The 22,167-nt window shown below is 68.8% G+C and carries 23 protein-coding genes; 20 read left to right on the top strand and 3 right to left on the bottom strand.

All coding sequences use genetic code 11. The features are described from left to right. The first annotated feature begins 319 nt into the window (after positions 1 to 319). The 11 genes from TR33_RS08900 to TR33_RS08850 all read left to right on the top strand — a co-directional run bounded on the left by TR33_RS08900 (position 320) and on the right by TR33_RS08850 (position 11,861). Entirely contained in the window at positions 320 to 841 is a 522-nt protein-coding gene (locus TR33_RS08900; RefSeq protein WP_026125341.1) for a MarR family transcriptional regulator, read from the top strand. Positions 842 to 936: 95 nt separating this feature from the next. Then, positions 937 to 2,667, top strand: a complete 1,731-nt coding sequence (locus TR33_RS08895; protein ID WP_014908982.1) for a coenzyme B12-dependent isobutyryl-CoA mutase large subunit — start codon at positions 937 to 939, stop codon at positions 2,665 to 2,667. Positions 2,668 to 2,730: 63 nt separating this feature from the next. Beyond that, positions 2,731 to 3,681, top strand: a complete 951-nt coding sequence (locus tag TR33_RS08890; RefSeq protein ID WP_014908334.1) for a tetratricopeptide repeat protein — start codon at positions 2,731 to 2,733, stop codon at positions 3,679 to 3,681. Between the two features lie 264 nt (positions 3,682 to 3,945). Beyond that, a complete protein-coding gene (locus TR33_RS08885; protein WP_017536370.1) occupies positions 3,946 to 4,659 on the top strand; it encodes a cytidylate kinase-like family protein in 714 nt (237 codons plus the stop codon). 355 nt (positions 4,660 to 5,014) lie between these two features. Then, positions 5,015 to 6,418, top strand: coding sequence for an NAD-dependent malic enzyme (locus TR33_RS08880; protein WP_014913352.1), 1,404 nt, complete (start codon positions 5,015 to 5,017; stop codon positions 6,416 to 6,418). 64 nt (positions 6,419 to 6,482) lie between these two features. After that, a complete protein-coding gene (locus tag TR33_RS08875) occupies positions 6,483 to 7,064 on the top strand; it encodes a YqgE/AlgH family protein (RefSeq protein ID WP_014909303.1) in 582 nt (193 codons plus the stop codon). 77 nt (positions 7,065 to 7,141) lie between these two features. Next, a complete protein-coding gene (locus tag TR33_RS08870; RefSeq protein WP_014909169.1) occupies positions 7,142 to 7,384 on the top strand; it encodes a DUF3039 domain-containing protein in 243 nt (80 codons plus the stop codon). Between the two features lie 394 nt (positions 7,385 to 7,778). Next, positions 7,779 to 8,561 (top strand): class E sortase, encoded by a 783-nt coding sequence (locus TR33_RS08865; RefSeq protein WP_193789632.1) that lies wholly within the window; start codon positions 7,779 to 7,781, stop codon positions 8,559 to 8,561. Positions 8,562 to 8,574: 13 nt separating this feature from the next. Beyond that, positions 8,575 to 8,856, top strand: a complete 282-nt coding sequence (locus tag TR33_RS08860; protein WP_017536369.1) for a hypothetical protein — start codon at positions 8,575 to 8,577, stop codon at positions 8,854 to 8,856. 158 nt (positions 8,857 to 9,014) lie between these two features. Continuing rightward, positions 9,015 to 10,745, top strand: a complete 1,731-nt coding sequence (locus TR33_RS08855; RefSeq protein WP_026125340.1) for a DEAD/DEAH box helicase — start codon at positions 9,015 to 9,017, stop codon at positions 10,743 to 10,745. Between the two features lie 87 nt (positions 10,746 to 10,832). Continuing rightward, positions 10,833 to 11,861, top strand: a complete 1,029-nt coding sequence (locus tag TR33_RS08850; RefSeq protein ID WP_169336184.1) for a M43 family zinc metalloprotease — start codon at positions 10,833 to 10,835, stop codon at positions 11,859 to 11,861. Positions 11,862 to 11,924: 63 nt separating this feature from the next. Here the strand turns inward: TR33_RS08850 and TR33_RS08845 are convergent, their stop codons facing one another. Continuing rightward, positions 11,925 to 12,359: a DUF4267 domain-containing protein gene (locus TR33_RS08845; protein WP_052358141.1), complete on the bottom strand. Its 435-nt coding sequence runs from the start codon at positions 12,357 to 12,359 to the stop codon at positions 11,925 to 11,927. 81 nt (positions 12,360 to 12,440) lie between these two features. Here TR33_RS08845 and TR33_RS08840 point away from each other — a divergent pair, with 81 nt between their 5' ends. From TR33_RS08840 to TR33_RS08830, 3 genes are all read left to right on the top strand, one after another. Beyond that, positions 12,441 to 13,028 (top strand): TetR/AcrR family transcriptional regulator, encoded by a 588-nt coding sequence (locus tag TR33_RS08840; protein ID WP_042282686.1) that lies wholly within the window; start codon positions 12,441 to 12,443, stop codon positions 13,026 to 13,028. Between the two features lie 18 nt (positions 13,029 to 13,046). Next, entirely contained in the window at positions 13,047 to 14,060 is a 1,014-nt protein-coding gene (locus TR33_RS08835) for a tryptophan--tRNA ligase (protein WP_014913460.1), read from the top strand. A 66-nt stretch (positions 14,061 to 14,126) separates the two neighbouring features. Further along, entirely contained in the window at positions 14,127 to 15,005 is an 879-nt protein-coding gene (locus TR33_RS08830; protein WP_014909588.1) for an alpha/beta fold hydrolase, read from the top strand. 70 nt (positions 15,006 to 15,075) lie between these two features. Here the strand turns inward: TR33_RS08830 and TR33_RS08825 are convergent, their stop codons facing one another. After that, complete coding sequence (locus TR33_RS08825; RefSeq protein WP_014913165.1) at positions 15,076 to 15,648, bottom strand: nicotinamidase; 573 nt, start codon at positions 15,646 to 15,648, stop codon at positions 15,076 to 15,078. Between the two features lie 47 nt (positions 15,649 to 15,695). After that, positions 15,696 to 16,997 carry a nicotinate phosphoribosyltransferase gene (locus TR33_RS08820; protein ID WP_042282684.1) on the bottom strand — a complete coding sequence of 434 codons (1,302 nt, stop codon included), beginning with the start codon at positions 16,995 to 16,997 and terminating at the stop codon, positions 15,696 to 15,698. Positions 16,998 to 17,130: 133 nt separating this feature from the next. Between TR33_RS08820 and TR33_RS08815 the strand changes: the two genes are divergently transcribed. The 6 genes from TR33_RS08815 (at position 17,131) to rdgB (ending at position 21,357) form a co-directional block, all read left to right on the top strand. Next, positions 17,131 to 17,553 carry a M67 family metallopeptidase gene (locus TR33_RS08815; protein ID WP_014908175.1) on the top strand — a complete coding sequence of 141 codons (423 nt, stop codon included), beginning with the start codon at positions 17,131 to 17,133 and terminating at the stop codon, positions 17,551 to 17,553. Positions 17,554 to 17,645: 92 nt separating this feature from the next. Further along, complete coding sequence (locus TR33_RS08810) at positions 17,646 to 17,924, top strand: MoaD family protein (protein WP_014911846.1); 279 nt, start codon at positions 17,646 to 17,648, stop codon at positions 17,922 to 17,924. Positions 17,925 to 17,931: 7 nt separating this feature from the next. Continuing rightward, positions 17,932 to 18,879: a PLP-dependent cysteine synthase family protein gene (locus tag TR33_RS08805; protein ID WP_014909286.1), complete on the top strand. Its 948-nt coding sequence runs from the start codon at positions 17,932 to 17,934 to the stop codon at positions 18,877 to 18,879. Between the two features lie 345 nt (positions 18,880 to 19,224). Next, positions 19,225 to 19,977, top strand: coding sequence for an MBL fold metallo-hydrolase (locus TR33_RS08800; protein WP_014912966.1), 753 nt, complete (start codon positions 19,225 to 19,227; stop codon positions 19,975 to 19,977). 79 nt (positions 19,978 to 20,056) lie between these two features. Further along, on the top strand, positions 20,057 to 20,740 hold the full coding sequence (rph, locus tag TR33_RS08795; protein ID WP_014912090.1) for a ribonuclease PH: 684 nt from the start codon (positions 20,057 to 20,059) through the stop codon (positions 20,738 to 20,740). Positions 20,741 to 20,751: 11 nt separating this feature from the next. Further along, positions 20,752 to 21,357, top strand: coding sequence for an RdgB/HAM1 family non-canonical purine NTP pyrophosphatase (gene rdgB, locus TR33_RS08790; RefSeq protein WP_017536364.1), 606 nt, complete (start codon positions 20,752 to 20,754; stop codon positions 21,355 to 21,357). The last annotated feature ends 810 nt before the right edge of the window (positions 21,358 to 22,167 follow it).

The following is a 22,167-nucleotide window of genomic DNA, read 5'->3' as shown; positions in this document are numbered from 1 at the left end:
GGGGAGGGGCACGGGCGTGCGCGGAGGAGGGGGAAGAGTGCATCATCGCGCCTGTGACGTGGGCCATTAAATTATTAGGAAACTTAACTATCCGTTTTTGGGTCGTCAATGAGCCCAAGGCGACTTTCTTCGTGTTCCCGGCTCGGAACCCGGGGAGCGACCGGCTTTGTCGAGTTGGCGGACCGGACCACCCGTTTCCGAGGCCGCGTCCCCTTGTGGCCACGTTCGGGCCGTTGACGAGGGGGAGCGTCCGGGGTAGGGCGGAACGGCGGGTTCCGGGGGTGGGAGGAAGGCCTAGAGTGACGGCGTGGGAAACCCTTTGAACCTTCCGTTCGACCCGATCGAACGCGCTCATGACAACTGGAGCCAGAGATGGGGGGCCTCGCCTGCGATGGCGGCGGTCACCTCCCTCATGAGGGCGCAGCAGATCCTCATCGGGGAACTGGACGGCGCGCTCAAGCCCTTCGGTCTGACCTTCGCCCGCTACGAGGCGCTGGTCCTGCTCACCTTCAGCAACTCCGGAGCCCTTCCGCTCGGCAAGATCGGCGAGCGGCTCATGGTGCATCCGACCAGCGTCACCAACACCATCGACCGGTTGGAGGGGCAGGGGTTGGTGCTCCGCCGCCCCAACCCCAGCGACGGTCGCGGTGTGCTCGCGGAGATCACCGAGTCGGGGCGCCGGGTCACCGAGGAGGCCACCCGGGCCCTGCTCGACATGGAGTTCGGGTTGGGCTGCTACTCCGACGAGGAGCTCTGGAACATGCACGAGATGTTCGTGCGGCTCCGGGTGGACTTCGGTGACTTCCCGGCGCCGGTCGCCGAGGGGGCGCGTCCGTCCTGACGGTGCGTCACCGTCCCCGGCCATGGCGGTCACGGCGGCGGGGGCGGCGCCCCGCGCTGCTGTACATCATTAGTTGGACGTCCTACTATCTTGGTATGGCGACAACCACAGGCGACCCCACCGGCGGTGGCGGAGCACAGGAGATCGAGGCCGGCCGCGATCGCTGGCAGCGCCGCTACGACTCCGCCCGCAAACGTGACGCCGACTTCACGACCCTGTCCGGACGGACCCTCGAACCCGTCTACGGGCCCCGCCCGGGCGCCGAGGTGCCCGGTTTCGAGCGGATCGGCTGGCCCGGTGAGTACCCCTACACCCGAGGGCTCTACCCCACCGGTTACCGAGGCCGTGCCTGGACCATCCGCCAGTTCGCCGGCTTCGGTAACGCGCAGCAGACCAACGAGCGTTACAAGATGATCCTCGCCTCCGGCGGCGGCGGACTCTCGGTGGCCTTCGACATGCCCACCCTCATGGGCCACGACTCCGACTCCCCGCACGCCCTCGGCGAGGTCGGCCACTGTGGCGTGGCGATCGACTCGGTCGCCGACATGGACCTGCTCTTCGACGGGATCCCGCTCGGCGAGACCACCACCTCCATGACCATCAGTGGACCGGCCATCCCCGCCTTCTGCATGTACCTGGTGGCCGCCGAACGCCAGGGCGTCGACATCGGCACCCTCAACGGCACGCTCCAGACCGACATCTTCAAGGAGTACATCGCTCAGAAGGAGTGGCTGTACCCGCCGGAACCCCATCTGCGCCTCATCGGCGACCTGATGGAGTACTGCGCCGAGAACATCCCCGCCTTCAAGCCGCTCTCCGTCTCCGGCTACCACATCCGCGAGGCCGGGGCCACCGCCGCCCAGGAACTGGCCTACACGCTGGCCGACGGGTTCGGCTACGTCGAACTCGGCCTGTCCCGAGGGCTGGACATCGACCGGTTCGCCCCGGGGCTGTCCTTCTTCTTCGACGCCCACATCGACTTCTTCGAGGAGATCGCCAAGTTCCGCGCCGCCCGCCGTATCTGGGCCCGCTGGATCCGCGACGTCTACGGAGCGAAGACCGAGAAGGCCCAGTGGCTGCGGTTCCACACCCAGACCGCCGGGGTCTCCCTCACGGCCCAGCAGCCCTACAACAACGTGGTGCGCACCGCCGTCGAGGCTCTCGCAGCGGTCCTGGGCGGCACCAACTCTCTGCACACCAACGCCCTCGACGAGACGCTCGCCCTGCCCACCGAACAGTCCGCCGAGATCGCCCTGCGCACCCAGCAGGTCCTCATGGAGGAGACCGGGGTCGTCAACGTCGCCGATCCCCTCGGCGGCTCCTGGTACCTGGAGGCCCTCACCGACGAGATCGAGGCCGAGGCCGAGCGCATCTTCGAACACATCCGGTACATGGGCGGCGGTGACGACGTCGAACACCCCATCGGCCCGATGACCTCCGGCATCCTCGCCGGTATCGACAACGGCTACTTCAGCTCCGAGATCGCCGAGTCCGCCTTCCAGTACCAGCAGGCCCTGGAGAAGGGCGACAAGCGCATCGTCGGCGTCAACTGCCACACCAACACCGTCTCCGGTGAACTCGACATCCTCAAGATCAGCCACGAGGTCGAGCACGAGCAGAAGCGCGTCCTCGCCGAACGCAAGGCCGGACGTGACCGCGAGGCGGTCGACGGCGCCCTCGCCCGCCTCCTCGAAGGGGTTCGGGCCGGCGACGGCAACCTCATCCCGCTCATCATGGACGCGGCCCGCGCCGAGGCCACCCTGGGCGAGATCTGCGGCACCATGGGCGAGGAGTTCGGTACCTATACCGAGGATCCCCGCTTCTAGCGCCGGTCGGTCCGGGGAGGTACGGGGTCTCCGTACCTCCCCGGAATACGGCAGGATAGAGGTATGCAGCCTTCGGACTTTTCACCGAACAGTGCGGTCGACCTCGCGGCGCGTAAGGCGGCCTTGGAACGCGAGGCCAAGCAGCGTGCCGACGAGTCGGCCGGTCGCACGAACCCCTACGCCGTCAACGTCGACGAGGCCAACTTCCAACAGGTCCTGGAGCAATCGCTGTCCGCTCCGGTCGTGCTGGCGGTCCTGGCCGGCTGGTCCGAGCAGTCCAAGCAGGTCGAGACCGCCCTCGACCGGCTCTCCAAGAGCTCCGGTGGCAACTGGATCCTGGGCAAGATCGACAGCGAGGCCAGCCCACAGCTGGTCCAGGCGCTCCGTGTCCAGGGAGCCCCGACCATCATCATCGCCATCCAGGGTCAGGTCATGCCCCTGATGCAGGGGCCCGCCACCGAGGAGCAGCTCCGCGACGGACTCTCCCAGGTCTTCGGGGCCCTCGCCCAGCAGGGCATGCTGCCCCCCGGCCACCCCGGCACGGTCGACGGCGACCCCTCGGCCCTGCCGGAGGAGGACGAGCAGGTCCCCGAGCCTCAGGCCGACCCGATCGCCGCGCGGGCCAGGGAGTTCCTGGACCAAGGGGACTTCGAGGGCGCGGCCGGCGTCTTCGAGAAGGCTCTGGAAGAGGACCCGAAGAACGCCGAGATCAAGGCTCAGATCGCCCAGATCCGGCTGATCGGTCGTCTTCAGAACGTGGACGGGCCCGCCGTGCGTGAGGAGGCGGAGAAGGACCCCGCGAACGTGGACGCCCAGATCACCGTCGCCGACATCGACCTGTACGGCGGTGACTACGAGGCGGCGTTCGACCGTCTGATCGCCACGGTCAAGCGCACCACCGACGATGATCGGAACAAGGTCCGAGAGCACCTGCTCTCCCTGTTCGACCTCCTTCCCCCGGGCGACCCGAGGGTCGGCGCGGCCCGCCGCAGGCTGACCTCGGCTCTGTTCTGACGGGAGCGTAGGTCCGATCGTTCACGACCCCTCGGGGTGAGAGCCTTCCTCACCCCGAGGGGTCGATCCGTCCGCGCGGCCGACCGAGATGTTGGTGGATGGAAACCCGCTGGTTATCTGCTGTCTTTCCTGCCCAAGAGTGATAAATCGTCACGTATTTACTGTTTTGAAGACGGGTGGGGTGGTGGTCGCCTCACCGGGTAGGAGAGCAACGACAGCGGCCCGCGGCAGGCGCGGTCCGCGTGGTGATCGGGCAGGTGTCCCATGGTGACGAACGACGGGAACGGCCCCGTGGTCACGATCTCGGCCACCTATGGGGCGGGCGGAAGCGTGATCGGTCCGGCCGTGGCGGCCGCCTTGGAGCTCCCCTTCCTCGATCGGGCGATCCCGACGGTCGTGGCCTCGCGGATCGGTTGTTCCTTCGCCGAGGCGCTCAAGCGCGACGACCGTTCCGCGGGCGGCTTCGAACGTCTTCTCGCCGGCGCGGCCCGGCTGCCCACGGTCACCTTCGGCAGCGTCGACACCCCGTACGTGGGGGCCACGGACGCCGAAGGGCGACTCCTCTACGACCACGAGTTCGTGGAGCAGACCGAGCGCGTCATCCAGGACGTCGCCCGCACGGGCGGCGTGATCCTCGGCCGGGCGGCCGCGGTGGTCCTGGCCGAGCGCCCGGGTGCTCTGCACGTCCGCCTGGACGGTGACCGCGAGGCCCGGTTGCTCCAGGCCCGACGGCTGTGGGAGGACGGGAACGGGGAGGGCCTCTCGGTCGGTGCCCGGGAGGAGGGGCCTCCCACGGAACGCCTCTTGGACGACAACGACCGGGCCCGGTCCGCCTACGTCCGCCGCTTCTACCGGGCCGACGCCGCCGATCCGGCCCACTACCACCTGGTGATCGACTCCACGGCGCTGTCCACGGGGGCCTGCGCCGATCTGGTGGTGCGCGCGGCCACCGATCGGGTGGCGAGGTTCGCGGGGTAAACCCTTGCGGAATAGTCGGGAATTTATGCGATTTTTTCCGATGGCGGTAATTGTCACCTTGTGCTGACGTCACTCCCTTGACTCGGGTAAGGTGAGGCGACTCGGTTGTGGGATCCCGGCCAGCCCCCGGCCGTCAGCCGAGCCCGCGTTCAGAACACCCGATCATCGGGCGTTCTCGGCGGGATGCGCCACCGTCACGGGACCGGCGCGCGGACGCCGACGACAACCCGACGGGCGGGCCACGGAGTGCAGGCCGTCCCCGGACCCGGGGTGACAGTCGGCCGGTACGTCCACGGGAGGGGCCGCCGGTGCGCCCCGCGGACGCATGACACCAGCAAAAGCCAAGGAGCAATACGTGGCCACCCTTCCCAGCGTTTCGTACTCCATCACCGTCCGCCTCGAATTGGACGCCGGAGGCAGCGCGGTCGGCAGCCTCACCAACGCGGTCGAGCAGGTCGGCGGCATGATCACCGCTCTGGACGTGGCGGCCGCTGGACACGAGCGCATCCGCATCGACGTCACCTGCGCGGCCCGCGATACCGAGCACGCCCAGGCCATCGTCGACGCCCTCGGCTCGGTCGACGGGGTCACGGTCCACAAGGTCAGTGACCGCACCTTCCTGATGCACCTCGGCGGCAAGATCGAGATGAAGTCCAAGGTGCCGCTGCGCAACCGCGACGAACTCTCCATGGCCTACACGCCGGGTGTCGCCCGCGTCTCCCAGGCGATCGCGGCCAACAAGGACGACGCCCGCCGCCTGACCATCAAGCGCAACAGCGTCGCCGTGGTCACCGACGGCTCCGCGGTCCTGGGCCTGGGCAACATCGGCCCCGAGGCCGCCATGCCCGTCATGGAGGGTAAAGCGGCCCTGTTCAAACGCTTCGCCGACATCGACGCCTGGCCGATCGCCCTGGACACCCAGGACGTCGACGAGATCGTCCGCACCGTGCAGCTGCTCGCCCCCGGCTTCGGCGGCATCAACCTGGAGGACATCTCGGCCCCGCGTTGCTTCGAGGTCGAGGCCCGCCTGCGCGAGCTCCTGGACATCCCGGTCTTCCACGACGACCAGCACGGCACCGCCATCGTCGTCCTGGCCGCCCTGCGCAACGCCCTGCGCGTGGTCAACAAGAAGCTGTCCGAGGTGCGGATCGCCATGTCCGGCGCGGGCGCCGCGGGCACCGCGATCCTCAAGCTGCTCATGCACGCGGGCGCGCGCGACATCATCGTCAGCGACGTGCACGGAGCCGTGCACGCGGGTCGCGAGAACCTGGACAGCAACCTCCAGTGGATCGCGGAGAACACCAACCCCACCGGTTACAGCGGTGACCTCAAGGGCGCCGTCGCCGGCGCGGACGTGTTCATCGGAGTCTCGGCCCCGAACCTGCTCTCCGGCGAGGACATCGCCGAGATGAACGAGGACTCGATCATCTTCGCGCTGGCCAACCCCGACCCCGAGGTCGACCCGGACGTCGCCCACCTGCACGCCGCCGTCGTCGCGACCGGTCGTAGCGACTACCCGAACCAGATCAACAACGTCCTGGTGTTCCCGGGCTTCTTCCGCGGTCTCCTGGACGCCCAGAGCCACAACGTCACCTCCGACATGATGGTCGCCGCCGCGAAGGCCCTCGCCGACGTGGTCACCGACGACGAGCTGGGCCCGAACTACATCATCCCGAGCGTCTTCCACTCGGACCTCTCCAACCACGTGGCCAACGCGGTGCGCGAGGTCGCCCAGCGCGGCGTCGCCGACCAGGACTGATCCCGTACCCGTCCTTCGAGGAGAAGGGGCCTCCCACGCCCCTCTTTTCGGGTAGAGGTGGAGCATGGACCAGTCGACACTGACCGGGCGCCTTCTGGTGGCCGCGCCCCTGCTCCAGGAGGACTCCTTCCGCCGTTCGGTGGTGTTCATCGTCGATGACGCCACCGACGGCGCCCTCGGGGTGATCCTCAACCGTCCGCTGGAACTGCCCGTGGACGAGGTCATGAAGGGCTGGGGAGACCACGCCGGCTCTCCCGCGGTGATGTTCTCCGGCGGCCCGGTGGGTACCGACTCCGGTATAGCGCTGGGGAGGGCCGCACCCGACGAGGCCCCTCCCGGCTGGGTCCCGTTGGAGGCCCCGGGCGGGCGGAGCGTTCTGGACGGTGTGGGCGTGGTGGATCTGGACGCGCCCCCCGAGGTGCTCGGCCCCTCCCTGAGCGGGCTTCGCGTCTTCGCCGGCTACGCCGGTTGGGGGCCGGGACAGTTGGCCGGGGAGATCGAGGAGGGTGCCTGGTTCGTGGTCGACGCCCACCTCGGCGACCTCTTCGGGGAGACGCCCGAGGGGTTGTGGCCGCGGGTGCTGCGTCGTCAAGGGGGTCGTCTGGCGCTGCTGTCGACCTATCCGGACGATCCCACGATGAACTGACGGGTTCCACGTGACGAGATGAGACGGATCGCGGCACCCTATACCGTGGACAACAGACGTTGAAAGGTGTGAGGACGATGTCGATGGACGTCCTGAACAAGGTGCTTCCGGACAGTGAGACCCGGCCGGATGTCTCGCACGACGATGGTGACCGTGAGCGGTTCGCCCACTACGTGCAGAAGGACAAGATCACCCAGAGCGCGGTGACCGGCGACCCGGTGATCGCCCTGTGCGGCAAGGTCTGGGTGCCCAACCGCGACCCGAAGAAGTTCCCCGTGTGCCCGGAGTGCAAGAAGGCCTACGAGGAGATGATGAAGTAATCGCGGTCCCCGTGATCGCGAACGAGGGGCCTTGACCCACCCTCACGGGTGAGCCAGGGCCTTCGTCGTGTCCGAGAAGGGCGTTCGTCGAGGTCGTTCCCTCGGGAGCCCGTTCCGCTCCGTTTCCGGGACGGCCGTGGACGAGAGCGGACGGTCCCCGCGTTCTCGTGCGTTTCGGGGCGCGTCGCCGCGTACGCCCCTCGTGTGACGGTACTCTCCGGAGGAACAGGTAGCCGGGCAGGGCGCCCCCACACCCCGTGTCCACCGTGCCGTCGCCCGGCGCCGTGTATCCGACATGAGGTCGAAGTCCTGCCGCATCCGCGTTCGGGGGTCCCGCTCCTCGTCCCCCTCCGGTCACCCGGATGCACGAAAGCGTCCACGGGAGTAGGTCGTATTGGTGTCCAGAACTGAACGGCAGTCGCTAGACGAGCCCCGTCCCGGGAACGAAGGGCGCCGCCCCCGCCCGTCACGCGGTGGAAGACGGCGCGCCCCTCGACGCAGGGCCACGGGCGCAGACGTGGCCCGCGGGTTCGTCAGGTTCTTCGGCGAGATCCTTCTGACCGCCGGCCTGCTCATGCTCTTCTACGCGTCCTATGAGGTGTACGGCTCTCAATGGGAGACCGATCGCGAGCAGCAGCAGTTGGCGGACGGCCTCGACGACGCCTGGTCCGAGGAGCGGGGGCCCGACTCCGAGCCGCTCCCGGGGAGCGCGGACAGTCGTCTGTACGTCCCGAGCCTCGACCTGGACTGGGTGGTGGTCAACGGCACCGAGCCCGACGACATCCGGTACAGCCCGGGCCGCTACACCCAGTTCGACAGCTCCCCCGGGGGACTGGGCAACTACGGCATCGCCGCGCACCGCACCCCCGGCCTGTTCTGGGACCTGGACCTGCTCGCCGAGGGCGACGTCATGGTCCTGGAGGACGGCGAGAACTTCTACACCTACGAGGTCTTCCGTGAGGAGACCGTCCTGCCCGAGGACTTCTGGGTGGTCACCCCCGACCCCTTCGAAGAGGCCTCCGAGGAGGACCCCGCACGCGCGCTGCTCACCCTCACCACCTGCGCGCCCAAGCTCAACAACACCCATCGACTCATCGTCTGGGCCGAGTTGACCGAGACCACGCCCAAGTCCGACGGCATGCCGGACTCCATCGCGCACATGGCGCCGGAAGCCTAGGAGGGGGACGCGAATGTACGGTCTGATCTGGCGGATTCTGCCGGGCCCTTGGATCTCGAAGTTCATCATGGCGCTGGGCCTGTTGGCGGGGGCCGCGGCCCTGTTGTGGTTCTTCGCCTTCCCGGCGATCTCCCCGCACATGCCCTTCAACGACGGCGCGGTGGACACGTCGAGCTTCGGTGGCGAAGAGCCGGCCGGAACACCCGAGGAGGGTGTTCCCGCGGACGGAGGGCTTCCCGGGACCGAGGACGGGGCCGGGGCCGAGGAGGCCCCGGTGTCGGAGGAGGGGCTTTAACGGAGAATCTCGGAGCGGCGCGGTGCGAGGGGCACCGTGCCGCTCGTCGTGGGTCGGTGAGATGGTGGTCGGCTGTGCGGGGCACCACGCTCGGTGCTCCCGGCGTGGTGCCCGACGGCCGCTAATCTCGAGCAGGTGAGTAACGGGGGACAGGACGCATGACGGTGACGCAGACCACGATGGAGGACCGCCTGAGCGGCCTTCGGGCCTGGCAGCGGGAGGCCTTCGAGGAGTACTTCCGGAGGCAGCCGCGCGACTTCCTCGCGGTGGCCACGCCGGGCGCGGGCAAGACCACCTTCGCCCTCACCCTGGCGAGCGAGCTGTTGCAGAGGCACGCGGTACGGGCCATCACCATCGTGTGTCCCACCGAGCACCTGAAGAAGCAGTGGGCCGAGGCCGCCGCCCGTTTCGGTATCGCCATCGATCCGGACTTCAAGAACGGGCAGGGGGCGCTGGGGCGTCAGTACATCGGTGTGGCCGTCACCTACGCCCAGGTCGCCGCGCATCCGATGCTGCACCGCAACCGCACCGAGGCCCGCAAGACCCTGGTGATCTTCGACGAGGTGCACCACGCGGGGGACGCCCTCTCCTGGGGCGACGCGGTCCGTGAATCCTTCGACCCGGCCACCCGCCGTCTGTCGCTGACCGGCACCCCCTTCCGCTCCGACATCAACCCCATCCCGTTCGTGGACTACGTCCAGGACGGGGCCGGGGTGCGGCGCTGTTCGTGGGACTACAGCTACGGTTACGCGCCGGCGCTGGAGGACGGGGTGGTGCGGCCGGTCATCTTCATGGCCTACTCCGGAGAGATGCGCTGGCGGACCCGGGCCGGTGACGAGCTCGCGGCCAGGTTGGGCGAGCCCCTGACCCAGGACGCCCTCTCCCAGGCCTGGCGGGCGGCGCTCGACCCCAAGGGCGACTGGATCAAGAAGGTGCTCCAGGCGGCCGACCGGCGTCTGACCGAGGTGCGCAAGACGCATCCGGACGCGGGCGGCCTGGTCATCGCCAGCGACCACGAGAACGCCCGGGCCTATTCGCGCATCCTGCGTCAGATCACCGGCAAGGGCGCCACGGTGGTGCTCTCCGACGACCCGACCGCCTCCAAGAAGATCTCCCGGTTCGCCGCGGGCGACGACCGGTGGATGGTCGCGGTGCGCATGGTCTCCGAGGGTGTGGACGTGCCCCGCCTGATGGTGGGTGTGTACGCGACCTCGACGAGCACGCCGTTGTTCTTCGCCCAGGCGATCGGTCGCTTCGTGCGCGTGCGCAAGAGAGGAGAGGTCGCCTCGGTCTTCCTGCCCTCGGTCCCCACGCTCCTGGAGTACGCGGGGGAGATGGAGCGCGAGCGCGATCACGTCCTGGACAAGACCCCCTCCGACGACGAGTACCCGGAGGAGGACCTTCTCCGGGAGGCCAACAAGAAGAAGGACTCTCCGGACGCGGGGGAGGAGCTCCCCTTCGAGACGATGGAGTCCGCGGCCGAGTTCGACCGCGCGCTCTACGACGGTCTGGAGTACGGCGGTGGCGCGGCCGGCTCCAGTGAGGAGGAGGACTTCCTCGGGTTGCCGGGGCTGCTCGAACCCGACCAGGTCTCGCAGTTGTTGCGCAAGCGCAAGGCGGACATCCGGGCGAGTGAGCTCAAGGCCAAGGCCAGGCGGGAGAGCGAACCCGAGGAGGAGTCGGGTCCCACGCACGAGGTCCTGGCCGAGTTGCGTCGAGAGCTCAGCGGCCTGGTGGGGGCCTGGCACCACCGGACGGGTAAGCCGCACGGGGTGATCCACAACGAACTGCGGCGCGCCTGTGGCGGGCCGCCGGTCGCGCAGGCCAGCCCGCCTCAGATCCGGGAGAGGATCGCCAAGCTCCGTGCCTGGGCCGTAGGGCAGAAATAGTCACTGATCGGTCGAATCGGGCAAATACTTCGCAAGACCGCGTTGGATTCGACTTCGTTGCGTTCTGTCATAACTACAGTCCGTGAGGTGATTGGACGAAGCTCTCGCGGCGGCTCAGCCGCGCTCTGGTCCGGCCTGTCCCTGTGCGCGCTCGCGTTGACCGGCCTGGTGGTGGGCACACCGCCCGATCCGACCGTGTCATCGACCGGCGCGGAGCCCGAAAGGACGGGGGCGGTCGCGCAGGCCGCCCACTGTCCGCCCGGGACGGAGCCCGTCTCCGAGTCGACCGCCGCGATGCGTGTGGCCGACCCGGGGGTGGGCGCCGAGGGGGAGGTGGAGGTCACCCCCGAACAGGCGGCCGAGTACGAGGAACGCCTCCGTGAGGCATTGGGTCCCTCACGGGACCGGCAGATCGCGCCGCCCTACACGGTTCCGGTGGTCGTGCACGTCATCTCCGCCGAGGACGGCAGCGGGAACGTCACCGACGCCCGCGTCCGCGAGCAGATCGATGTCATGAACCGGGCCTACCGGGGCGACTACGCGCAGGGGTCGGAGGGCACCGACACCGGTTTCCGGTTCGAACTCTCCGATGTCACCCGGAGCGTGAACGACGACTGGTTCCACCGGTTCAGGCAGTACGACGACACGATCCGCTCCCAACTGCGTCAAGGGGGACCCGAGACGCTGAACATCTACACCGCCGACCTGGGCAGCGGACTGCTCGGCTACTCGACCTTCCCGCAGGACTATCGGGCGGCACCGGAACGGGACGGGGTCGCGATCGCCCACGACACCCTTCCGGGCGGCGATCGTGACCGCTTCAACGAGGGGCACACCGGCACCCACGAGGTCGGTCACTGGCTGGGGCTGTTCCACACGTTCCAGAACGGGTGCGAGAGCCCGGGGGACTACGTGGACGACACCCCCTACGAGCGCGAGGCCGCCTCCGGCTGTCCGGTGGGACGCGACACCTGCCCCGACCGGCCCGGCAAGGACCCGGTCACCAACTTCATGAACTACAGCGACGACGCCTGCATGACCCACTTCACCCAGGGGCAGGCCGTTCGCATGGCCGAGCACTGGACCGCCTTCCGCGGCGGCTCCGCCCGGGCCTGATCGGGCACACCGCTCGAAGGACGGCGCCTCGCACCCCGCGAGGCGCCGTCCTCACGTCGGGGCTCACCCTTCGGCGTCCACGGAGGTCTCCCGGGCCGTCGAAGGGCTCCGGTCCCGCGCCCGCCCGCGTACGAGGATCGTGCCGACCACGATCATGGCCGCGGCCGTGCCCCCGTGCATCGCGTAGGCGAGTATCTCCGGTCCGTCCCAGGCCAGGACCACCACGGCGTCGCCCAAGGGGATCCAGGCCAGGGCGATCAGGGCCCACCCCGCGGCCCGGAACCTCCGGGTCGTGAGGAGGACCGCCCCCACGAGACCCGTTCCGATGTCGCGGACCCCCTTCGCCGCGAGAAAGGGACCCGCCTCGGACGGAAGCCCGAAGCCCTCTGCTCCGCTCTCCGGGGCGAGGAGGAAACGGGCTCCGATCACGATGATGGCCGCGGACATACAGGCGGCCGCGACGATCGCGACCCACCACGCCAGGTCCCGTGGACCCATGACTCTCTCCTAGCGACGACAGCATTCCTAGCGATGCTAGATCCCTGAGAGGGGGAAATCCAGCGGCGCTAGGATTCAGGGGTGAGCACGACGGACCGCCGAGCGCGTGAGCGAGAACTGCGCCACCGACTCATCCTGGACAAGGCCCGGGCCCTGGCCGAGACCGAAGGGTGGGACGCCGTCACCACCCGGCGCCTGTCCACCCTCATCGAGTACAGCCAACCGGTGCTCTACGACCACTTCCGCAACCGTGACGCCATCATCGCCGCCATCGCCGTCGAGGGCTTCGCGGAACTGGCCGACGTCCTCGACGAGGCCCGGTCCGAGGTCCCCGAGGGAGAGCCGGAACTGTCCGCGGTCGTCCGCGCCTACATGAGGTTCGCCGAGGCGGGCCCCGCGGTCTACGAGGCCATGTTCGGCAGGGACCTCCCACTGGCCTTCGCGGTGGAGGAGACCCCGGAGCCGCTGAAGGCCGCGTTCGCGGTGATCCTGGAGGTCGTCGCCCCCCACGCCGACGGCCGCGACCCCGAGACCCTCGCCGAGGTGGTCTGGGCCTCGGTGCACGGTCTGGTCACCCTCCGGCGCGACCACCGGCTGCGGCCGGGAGAGGACGAGGCCCGCGCGGCGGCGCTGGTCGAGCTCATCGGCGGGCGGAAAAAGGGTGGATGACGCCGATAGGCTTGGCCCATGGCAGCCAACACCTACCTGACCGGGATCAAGCCCACCGGTGACTTCCACCTGGGCAACTACATCGGCGCGATCAAGCCGGCCCTCGCCGCCGCCGCGGCCGAGGCGTCCGAGACGTTCTACTTCATCGCGGACTACCACGCGCTCAACATCATCAAGGACGCGGACGAGCTCCGGCACAGTATCCGGTCGGGCGCTGCCACCTGGCTGGCCTGTGGGCTCGACCCCGAGCGCACCGTCATCTACCGCCAGTCCAGCATCCCCGAGACCTTCGAGCTCACCACCATCCTGAGCACCCTCACCCCCAAGGGGCTCATGAACCGCGCGCACGCCTACAAGGCCGCACGCGACCGCAACACCGAGGCCGGCAACACCGACCTCGACGCCGGGATCAACATGGGGCTGTACAACTACCCCATCCTCATGGCCGCCGACATCCTCATCATGGAGGGGGAGCGTGTCCCCGTCGGCCGTGACCAGTCCCAGCACATCGAGTACACCGCCGATCTGGCCGGATACTTCAACCACCGCTACGGGGACTCCTACGCTTTCCCGATCCCCAAGGGCGTCATCGACGACAGTGACGCGAGCATCCTGCCCGGCACCGACGGTCGCAAGATGAGCAAGTCCTACGACAACCACATTCCCCTCTTCCTGCCGGAGAAGAGGCTCCGCAAGGCCATCAACCGGATCCCCACCGACTCGACCCCCGTCGAGGACCCCAAGGACCCGGACTCCTCGATCCCCTTCCAGCTGCTCACCCACTTCGCCGACGCCGCCAAGGTCGCCGAGGTGCGGGAACGTCTGGAGGCCGGCGGTATGGGCTGGGGCGACCTCAAGAAGGAGTTGTTCGAGGCGGTGAACGCCGAGCTCGGCCCCAAGCGCGAGCGCTACGAGGAGCTCATGGCCTCCAAGACCGAACTCGACGAGATCCTCGACTCCGGCACCGAGCGCGCCCGCTCGCGGGCCCGCCGTGTGCTGAGCGACGTCCGCTCCGCCATCGGCATCGACTGATCACCCGGCCCGACCTCGACGAATATCGATGGCACCCTCCCCGGACCCTTCGTTAGGGTTCGGGGAATGGAACTCGGAGTCACCGCCCCGGAACGTCGGGGTCGGAGCACACTGGCCGACGGACGCTCTCTCGGATGGAGCGAGTGGGGCGCGCCAGACGGCGTGCCCGTCCTGCTGTGTCCGGGCGCGGCCACGAGCGGCCGTCTCGGATTCGGTACGCACCTGCTCGCCGAACTCGGTGTACGCCTGGTGGCCGTGGACCGGCCCGGACTGGGAGCCTCCTCCCCGCGGCCGGGGCGGAGCCTCGCCGACTTCGCCGACGACGTGCGCGAGCTCCGTTCCCTGCGCGACCTGAACGGTACGGCGGTCGTCGGGAACTCCCAGGGAGCACCGTTCGCCCTGGCCTGCGCGGCCTCGGGCGCGGCCGACGCGCTCGCCCTGGTCTCGGCCGCCGACGAGGTGGCCGCCCCCGTCTTCGCCGACGTGCTCCCCCCGGGGCCGCGCGACATGGTCGCCCTGGCCGCCTCCGCCCCCGACCGGGCCGAGGCGCTCTTCGCGGAGTTCGACCCCGCGGCCATGGAGGAGATGGTCCTGGCGGGAAGCGCCGAGTCCGACCGGGAGGTCTACGAGGCCCCGATGTTCGCCGACGCCTATCGGAGTGCGATGACCGAGGCTTTCGTCCAAGGCGGCGCGGGTTACGCGAGGGACACCGTGTTGGCCATGAGCCCCTGGAACCTGGACCTCTCCGCGATCACCGTCCCGGTCGACGTCTGGTACGGAGAGCAGGACGCGTCCCACTCCCCGGACCTCGGTGCGACGCTCACCGAGCGTGTACCCGGGGCCGTGCGCCATGTCGTTCCCGGGATCGGCGGCGCCGTCCTGTGGACCCACGCCGAGTCGATCCTGCGCACCCTGCTCGAACGGCGGGCCGCGTCCCGGGGATGACCCCGGGCGGTGGGACCACGAACGGCCGTGCCCCGAGGGACACGGCCGTTCACGAGGACGGGCTCCGCGCTCAGCCGACCGGCGGCCGGCCCTCCAGGGCCACGCCCGCGTCGCGCAGTCGCTCCAGCGCGGTCTCCACGCCGGCGCCGGACACCCCCGCGGTCAGCTCCAACAACACCCGGGTGCGGAAGCCCTCCTCGGCGGCGTCCATCGCGGTGGCACGTACACAGTGGTCCGTGGCGATCCCCACCACGTCCACCTCGTCCACGCCGTGGTCGCGCAACCACGCCGCCAGCGTCGTCTCGCCGTCCGAAGCGGTGCCCTCGAAACCGCTGTAGGCGGCCGAGTACATCCCCTTGCTGAAGACCTCCTCGGCCACCGAGGAGTCGAATTCGGGGTGGAACTCCGCCCCGGGGGTGCCCGCCTCACAGTGACGCGGCCAGCTGTCCACGAAGTCGGGGTTCTCGGAGAAGTGGTCCCCGGGGTCGATGTGGTGGTCGCGGGTGGCCACCACGTGGTCGTAGCCACCGGTGCGGGCGTACTCGGTGACGGCGGCCGCGGTGCGGGCCCCACCGTTCACCCCGAGGCTTCCCCCCTCACAGAAGTCGTTCTGTAGATCCACCACGATGAGTGCTCTGGTCATGTCGGGACACCTCGTCCTTCTCGGAACGTCGGTCTGTGGTTCACGGGTCAGAGGAAGATCGTCGGGAGGGCGGTGTCCCCTCGGGAGGTGCGCAGCGCCTCCTCGGGAAGCTCGGCCACGGTCGCGCTGTGACGCTCGCGGGCGTCCTGGACCGTCTCGCGCCCCACGATCTCGCCGTCGGCCACGAGAGGACGCAGCAGAGGTCGTCCTCCGACCACCCGGCCCGGGTCGTGGGGGTACACCTCCTCGGTCGTCGCGATCCCCTTCTCGTCCAGTCGGCGGACCGCCCACTTACGGCCGCCCCGGCTGGGCTTGCCGACCGAACGCTTCGCGACCGGCTCCAAGGGGGCGTCGTGGTCCAGGCCGCGCGCGCGTGCGACCAGCTTGTACACCAGGGACACGGTCGGCGCCCCGGAACCCGTCACCAGTGAAGTACCCACTCCGTAACCGTCCACGGGTGCCACCGCCAGGGCGCGGATCGAGTGTTCGTCCAGGTCGCCGGTGACCAGGATCCGGGTCTCGGTGGCGCCGAGACCGTCCAGTTGGGCACGGACCCGGGCGGCGGTCGTGGACAGGTCTCCGGAGTCGATGCGCACGGCGCCCAGGCCGGGGCCGGCCAGCTCCACCGCGTGTCGCACCGCGCGTTCGACGTCGTAGGTGTCCACGAGCAGGGTGGTCCCCGTGCCCATGGACTCCAGCTGGGTCTCGAAGGCGTGTCGTTCGCTGTCGTGCAGCAGGGTGAAGGCGTGCGCGGCCGTCCCGCCGGTCGGCACCCCGTAGGTGCGCCCCGCCTCCAGGTTGGAGGAGGTGGCGAACCCGGCCACGTAGGCGGCGCGGGCGGCGGCCACGGCGGAGCGCTCGTGGGTGCGGCGCGACCCCATCTCGATGAGGGGGCGGTCGCCCGCGGCCACCGACATCCGGCTGGCCGCGGAGGCGATCGCGCTGTCGTGGTTGTACACCGACAGCGCGAGTGTCTCCAGGATCACGGCCTCGGCGAAGGTGGCCTCCACCACAAGGATCGGTGATCCCGGGAAATAGGCATCGCCCTCGCCGTAGCCCCACACGTTCCCCGAGAAGCGGTACTCCGCGAGCCAGTTCAGGGTGGCCTCGTCCACGACCTCGTTCTCGGCCAGGAAGTCCAGTTCCTCCGGGCCGAAGCGGAAGCGCTCCAGTAGGTCCAGGAAGCGTCCGGTGCCCGCCACGACCCCGTATCGGCGGCCTTCCGGCAGGCGTCGGGCGAACATCTCGAACACCGACCGGCGTGTGGCGGCTCCGCTGTGGAGGGCCCCCTGGAGCATCGTCAGTTCGTAGTGGTCGGTGAGCAGCGCGCTGCTGCTGTCCTCGCTCATAGGGGCGAGCCTATGCGTTGCGGAGTGACGGTCGGCGGTCGCCCCACCAGGGTCGGGGCCCCGTCCGGAGGAGAGGCGGACGCAACAATACCCACTTGGTTGGTAGAAAAGAGTGCGCGGGTACCCTGGAGCCATGCTGAGGATTGACCGCTCGATCTACGACCAGATCGTCGCCCACGCCCGCCGCGATCACCCCGACGAGGCGTGCGGTGTCGTCGCCGGACCCGAGGGGTCCGACCGCCCGGAGCGGTTCATCGAGATGCTCAACGCCGAACGGTCGCCGACCTTCTACCGCTTCGATTCGCTCGAACAGCTCAAGGTCTGGCGCGGGATGGACGACCGCGACGAGGAACCCGTCGTGATCTACCACTCCCACACCGCGACCGAGGCCTATCCCTCGCGTACCGACATCTCCTACGCCTCCGAGCCCAACGCGCACTACGTCCTGGTCTCCACCAGGGAGGCCGACACCGTCGAGTTCCGCTCCTACCGGATCGTCGATGGCGAGGTCACCGAGGAGCCGGTGGAGATCGTCGGGACCGACGCCCGCCCGTAACGCCCCCGGCAGGTCCACCGCCCGGAATGACGGCGGTGGGACGCCTGTTGGACATGAACGCACAACAACGACCGTCATACGGAGTCACCTTCATGGCCATCGAGGTCCGCATCCCCACCATCCTGCGCAACCTGACCGACGACGCCAAGGTCGTCGAGGGCAAGGGCGACACGCTCGCCGAGCTCTTCACCGACCTGGACAGCCGTTACCCCGGGATCGGCGCCCGCATCGTGGAGAACGGCAAGCTGCGCCGCTTCATCAACGTCTACCTCAACGACGAGGACGTCCGCTTCGTCGGTGGTCTGGAGGCCGAACTCAAGGACGGCGACAACGTGACCGTCCTGCCGGCGGTCGCCGGCGGAAGCCTCTAGGGACGCCATGCGCTACGACTCCCTACTCGACTCCCTCGGCGGCACACCGCTCGTCGGTCTGCCGCGGCTGTCACCCTCGCCCGAGGTCCGGCTGTGGGCGAAGCTGGAGGATCGCAACCCCACCGGTTCGATCAAGGACCGCGCCGCGTTCTTCATGATCGAGCAGGCGGAGAAGGACGGCCTGCTCTTTCCGGGGTGCACGATCCTGGAGCCGACGTCGGGGAACACCGGTATCTCCCTGGCCATGGTCGCCAAGCTGCGCGGCTACCGCATGGTCTGCGTGATGCCGGAGAACACCTCGGCCGAGCGTAAACAGCTCCTCGCCATGTGGGGCGCCGAGGTCCACTTCTCCGACGCGGCCGGCGGCTCCAACGAGGCCGTCCGCGTCGCCAAGGAGATGGCCGAGGCCCACCCCGACTGGGTGATGCTCTACCAGTACGGCAACCCGGCCAACGCCCGGGCCCACTACGAGACCACCGGGCCCGAGCTGCTGGCCGACCTCCCGGAGATCACCCACTTCGTGGCGGGGTTGGGCACCACGGGCACCCTCATGGGGGTGGGCCGCTACCTGCGCGAGCACAAGCCCGACGTGCGGATCGTGGCGGCCGAGCCCCGCTACGGCGAGCTGGTCTACGGTCTGCGCAACATCGACGAGGGGTTCGTTCCCGAGCTCTACGACGAGTCCCTGCTCACGACCCGTTTCTCCGTGCCCGCCGACGCCGCCCTCAAACGGACCCGGGAACTCCTGGATCAGGAGGGCATCTTCGCGGGGGTCTCCACCGGAGGAGCCCTGCACGCCGCTCTGGGGATGGCCCGCAAGGCGGAACGGGAGGGGCGCTCCGCCGACATCGCGTTCGTCATCGCCGACGCCGGATGGAAGTACCTGTCCACCGGCGCCTACGAGGGCACCCTCGAAGAGGCCGAGGAACGGCTGGAGGGGCAGCTCTGGGCCTGAGGCCGAGAGAGCACCCGACACGGGGCCGGTCGCGTCGCGCGACCGGCCTTCGTCGTGCCCGGAAGTCCCACGAGAGGTCTCGTTCACCCGAACCGGTCATGTCTGAGTGTGGGGGAGTGTCCTGAACTCGGACCAAGCAAAACGGTCATATGTGATCATTTGGTGTGAAAAATTCACACGTGATGCACGTCGCCTGAGATGCAGGACACATTTTGTACCACCCGGGCGGCCATTGGGGTACACCCGTAACAACGGGACATCCGCAGAACCAGCCGCCATCCGCCCTCCCCGAGCACTCCGACGGGGCCCGGAAGCAGCGCGGCCGACCGAGAAGGCGACGACGACGTGCGACTCACGATTATCGGGTCCTCCGGGAGCTTCCCCGGTCCGGACAGCCCGGCCTCCTGCTACCTGGTCGAGGTCGACGGTTTCCGGCTGCTGCTGGATCTGGGCAACGGAGCCCTGGGCGCCCTCCAACGTCATGTGGACCTCTACTCCGTCGACGCCGTCTACCTCAGCCACATGCACACCGACCACTGCGCCGACATGTGCGCTTACTGGGTCGCCCGCATGTACGCGCCCGACGGCACCAAACCGCGCATCCCCGTCTACGGGCCCCGAGGGGTGGCCGACCGCCTGGCCGAGATCTACGGCCTGGACCCCGAACCCGGGATGACCGAGGTCTTCGACTTTCACGAACTCACCCCGGGCGAATTCTCGATCGGTCCGATGACCGCGCGCGTGGACCGGGTCAACCACCCCGTCGACGCCTTCGGGATCCGCCTCGAACACGACGGCGTCAGCCTCGCCTACTCCGGCGACACCGGTTCCTGCGACTCCCTGGTCGCACTGGCCCGCGACGTCGACCTGTTCCTCTGCGAGGCCGCCTTCCACGACCACACGGAACACCCCAAGGACATGCACCTCACCGGGAGCGAGGCCGGCGAGCACGCGAACCGGGCCGGAGTGCGCAAGCTCCTGCTCACCCACCTGGTCCCGTGGAACGACGACGACATCACCCTGGCCGAGGCCCGCTCCACCTTCGACGGCGCCATCGAACTGGCACGAGGCGGACAGGTGCACCGGGTCGGCGCCTGAGCGGCACGGGCCCCGGTCCGGATATACGCTCGTACCCATGGCCCGACCTGACGGACGCGTTCCGACCCAACTCCGCCCTGTGAACATCACCCGCAACTGGCTCCGCCAGGCGGAAGGATCCGCACTCATCGAGTTCGGAGACACCCGAGTGCTCTGCGCCGCCACCGTCGAGGACGGTGTGCCCCGCTGGCGTCGAGGGACCGGCGAAGGGTGGGTCACCGCCGAATACGCGATGCTCCCGCGCGCCACCGACACCCGAGGCGCCCGCGAATCGGTCCGCGGCAAGATCGGCGGCCGCACCCACGAGATCTCCCGACTCATCGGCCGCTCGCTGCGCGCCGTGGTCGACTTCAAGGCGATGGGCGAGCACACCATCACCCTCGACTGCGACGTGCTCCAGGCGGACGGCGGCACCCGTACGGCGGCGATCACCGGTGCCTACGTCGCCCTCGCCGACGCGATGAAGTACCTGCGCAAGAAGCGCAAGCTCAAGAACAACCCCCTCACCGGCTCGCTCTCCGCGGTGAGCGTCGGCGTCGTCCAGGGCCAGCCCCGGCTGGACCTGAACTACCTGGAGGACTCCGTCGCCGATACCGACATGAACGTCGTGATCACCGGGGACGGAAGGTTCATCGAGATCCAGGGCACCGCCGAGGGGCAGGGGGCGGCCTTCGACCGCGCCCTGCTCGACAAGCTCCTCGACCTGGCCACCACCGGGTGCGAGGAACTGTCCGGTATCCAGAAGAAGGCCCTGGCGGAGTAGGGGGAGAGACCGTGAAACTCGTCCTGGCCACGCGCAACGCCAAGAAGGTGCCGGAGATGCGCGCCATCCTCGCCGACGCGGGGGTGACGGCCGAGGTCCTGGCCTTGGACTCCTTCCCCGACGCGCCCGAGGTCCCCGAGACCGAGGCCACCTTCGTCGGCAACGCCCGGCTCAAGGCCCGGGCGATCGCCGCGCACACCGGGCTGCCGGCGGTCGCCGACGATTCCGGTCTGAGCGTCGACGAACTGCGGGGGATGCCCGGTGTCCTCTCCGCCCGCTGGGCGGGGCGCTTCGGTGAAGGGGACCAGGACCGGGCCAACCTGGACCTGGTGCTGGATCAGCTGGCCGACACCCCCGACGAGCGTCGAGGGGCGGAGTTCGTCTGCGCGGCCGTGCTGGTGATGCCCGACGGCACCGAGCGGGAGACCGAGGGCGTGCTCCGCGGGAGCCTGGTGAGGGAGCGTCGAGGAGAGAACGGGTTCGGCTACGACCCGGTCTTCGTCCCCGAAGGGGAGGAGCGCACCACCTCGGAGCTGTCCCCGGAGGAGAAGAACGCCATCAGCCACCGGGGGATCGCCTTCCGAGCACTCGCCCGTGAGCTGGCGACACTGGTCTGAATCGTTCCATCCGGGGGCGACGCGGAGCTCACTCCACGTCGCCCCCGGGGCGTTCCACGGTCCTGAGAAAAATCCGCCGGATCGTGTTTGACGGGTTCGCCGCCGGGCAGGATGACTGTCGAACGACCAATGAGCGCATGCGACCTCGGTACTCGTGAGACCGGAGGAAGCGGGGCGCCGTACCGCGCCAGCGCGCGGGACGTCCGGGCACGACGGGGTTCTCCTCCAGGGGTTCGGGCGGATTTGACGTCTCCGAACCGGTTGCCTAGACTCACCGAGTCGCTGCGGAACGGTGAGCGGTCTTCGATGATCGACTCGGACCCGGGCCGCGCTCTTCGACACCCTCTTCGATCAAGCCTGGTTCGAGCAGTGCTCGGAGCATGTAAACTCGCAGAGTCGCTTCTTCCGAAAAGGGACGCGGAAACGCGGAACTTGAAAGAAAAGCGAAATCGGGTTTTACCCCGATCGGGAACACCGAAAACCGCCGAGTTGCGGGACACGGAAGACCTGATAAAGTAAAGACACAACACAGCGGGAAACACCGGAAACGGTGCGAACGCGAACAAAGCCTTCCACGGAAGAGCAGAGCGGGACACTGGTTCCGGAGCTTGTACGGGAAGCGTGATTGTTTCTTGAGAACTCAACAGCGCGTGTTTGATTTTCTTTAAGCCATGTTTGTTTTGGCCCCGACCACACTTCGGTGTGGAGGGTTCCTTTGATTGGTCACGAGAGTGACCGGTCAGGATTTCTTCTAGGTTTACCCTTCCCAGGCTGATCTTCGGGTCGCCGGGTCGGGTTGAGTGACCTTTA

Source organism: Nocardiopsis alba (genome assembly GCF_000710955.1).
Taxonomy (GTDB): domain Bacteria; phylum Actinomycetota; class Actinomycetes; order Streptosporangiales; family Streptosporangiaceae; genus Nocardiopsis; species Nocardiopsis alba.
This window is presented reverse-complemented; position numbering and strand designations above follow the sequence as displayed.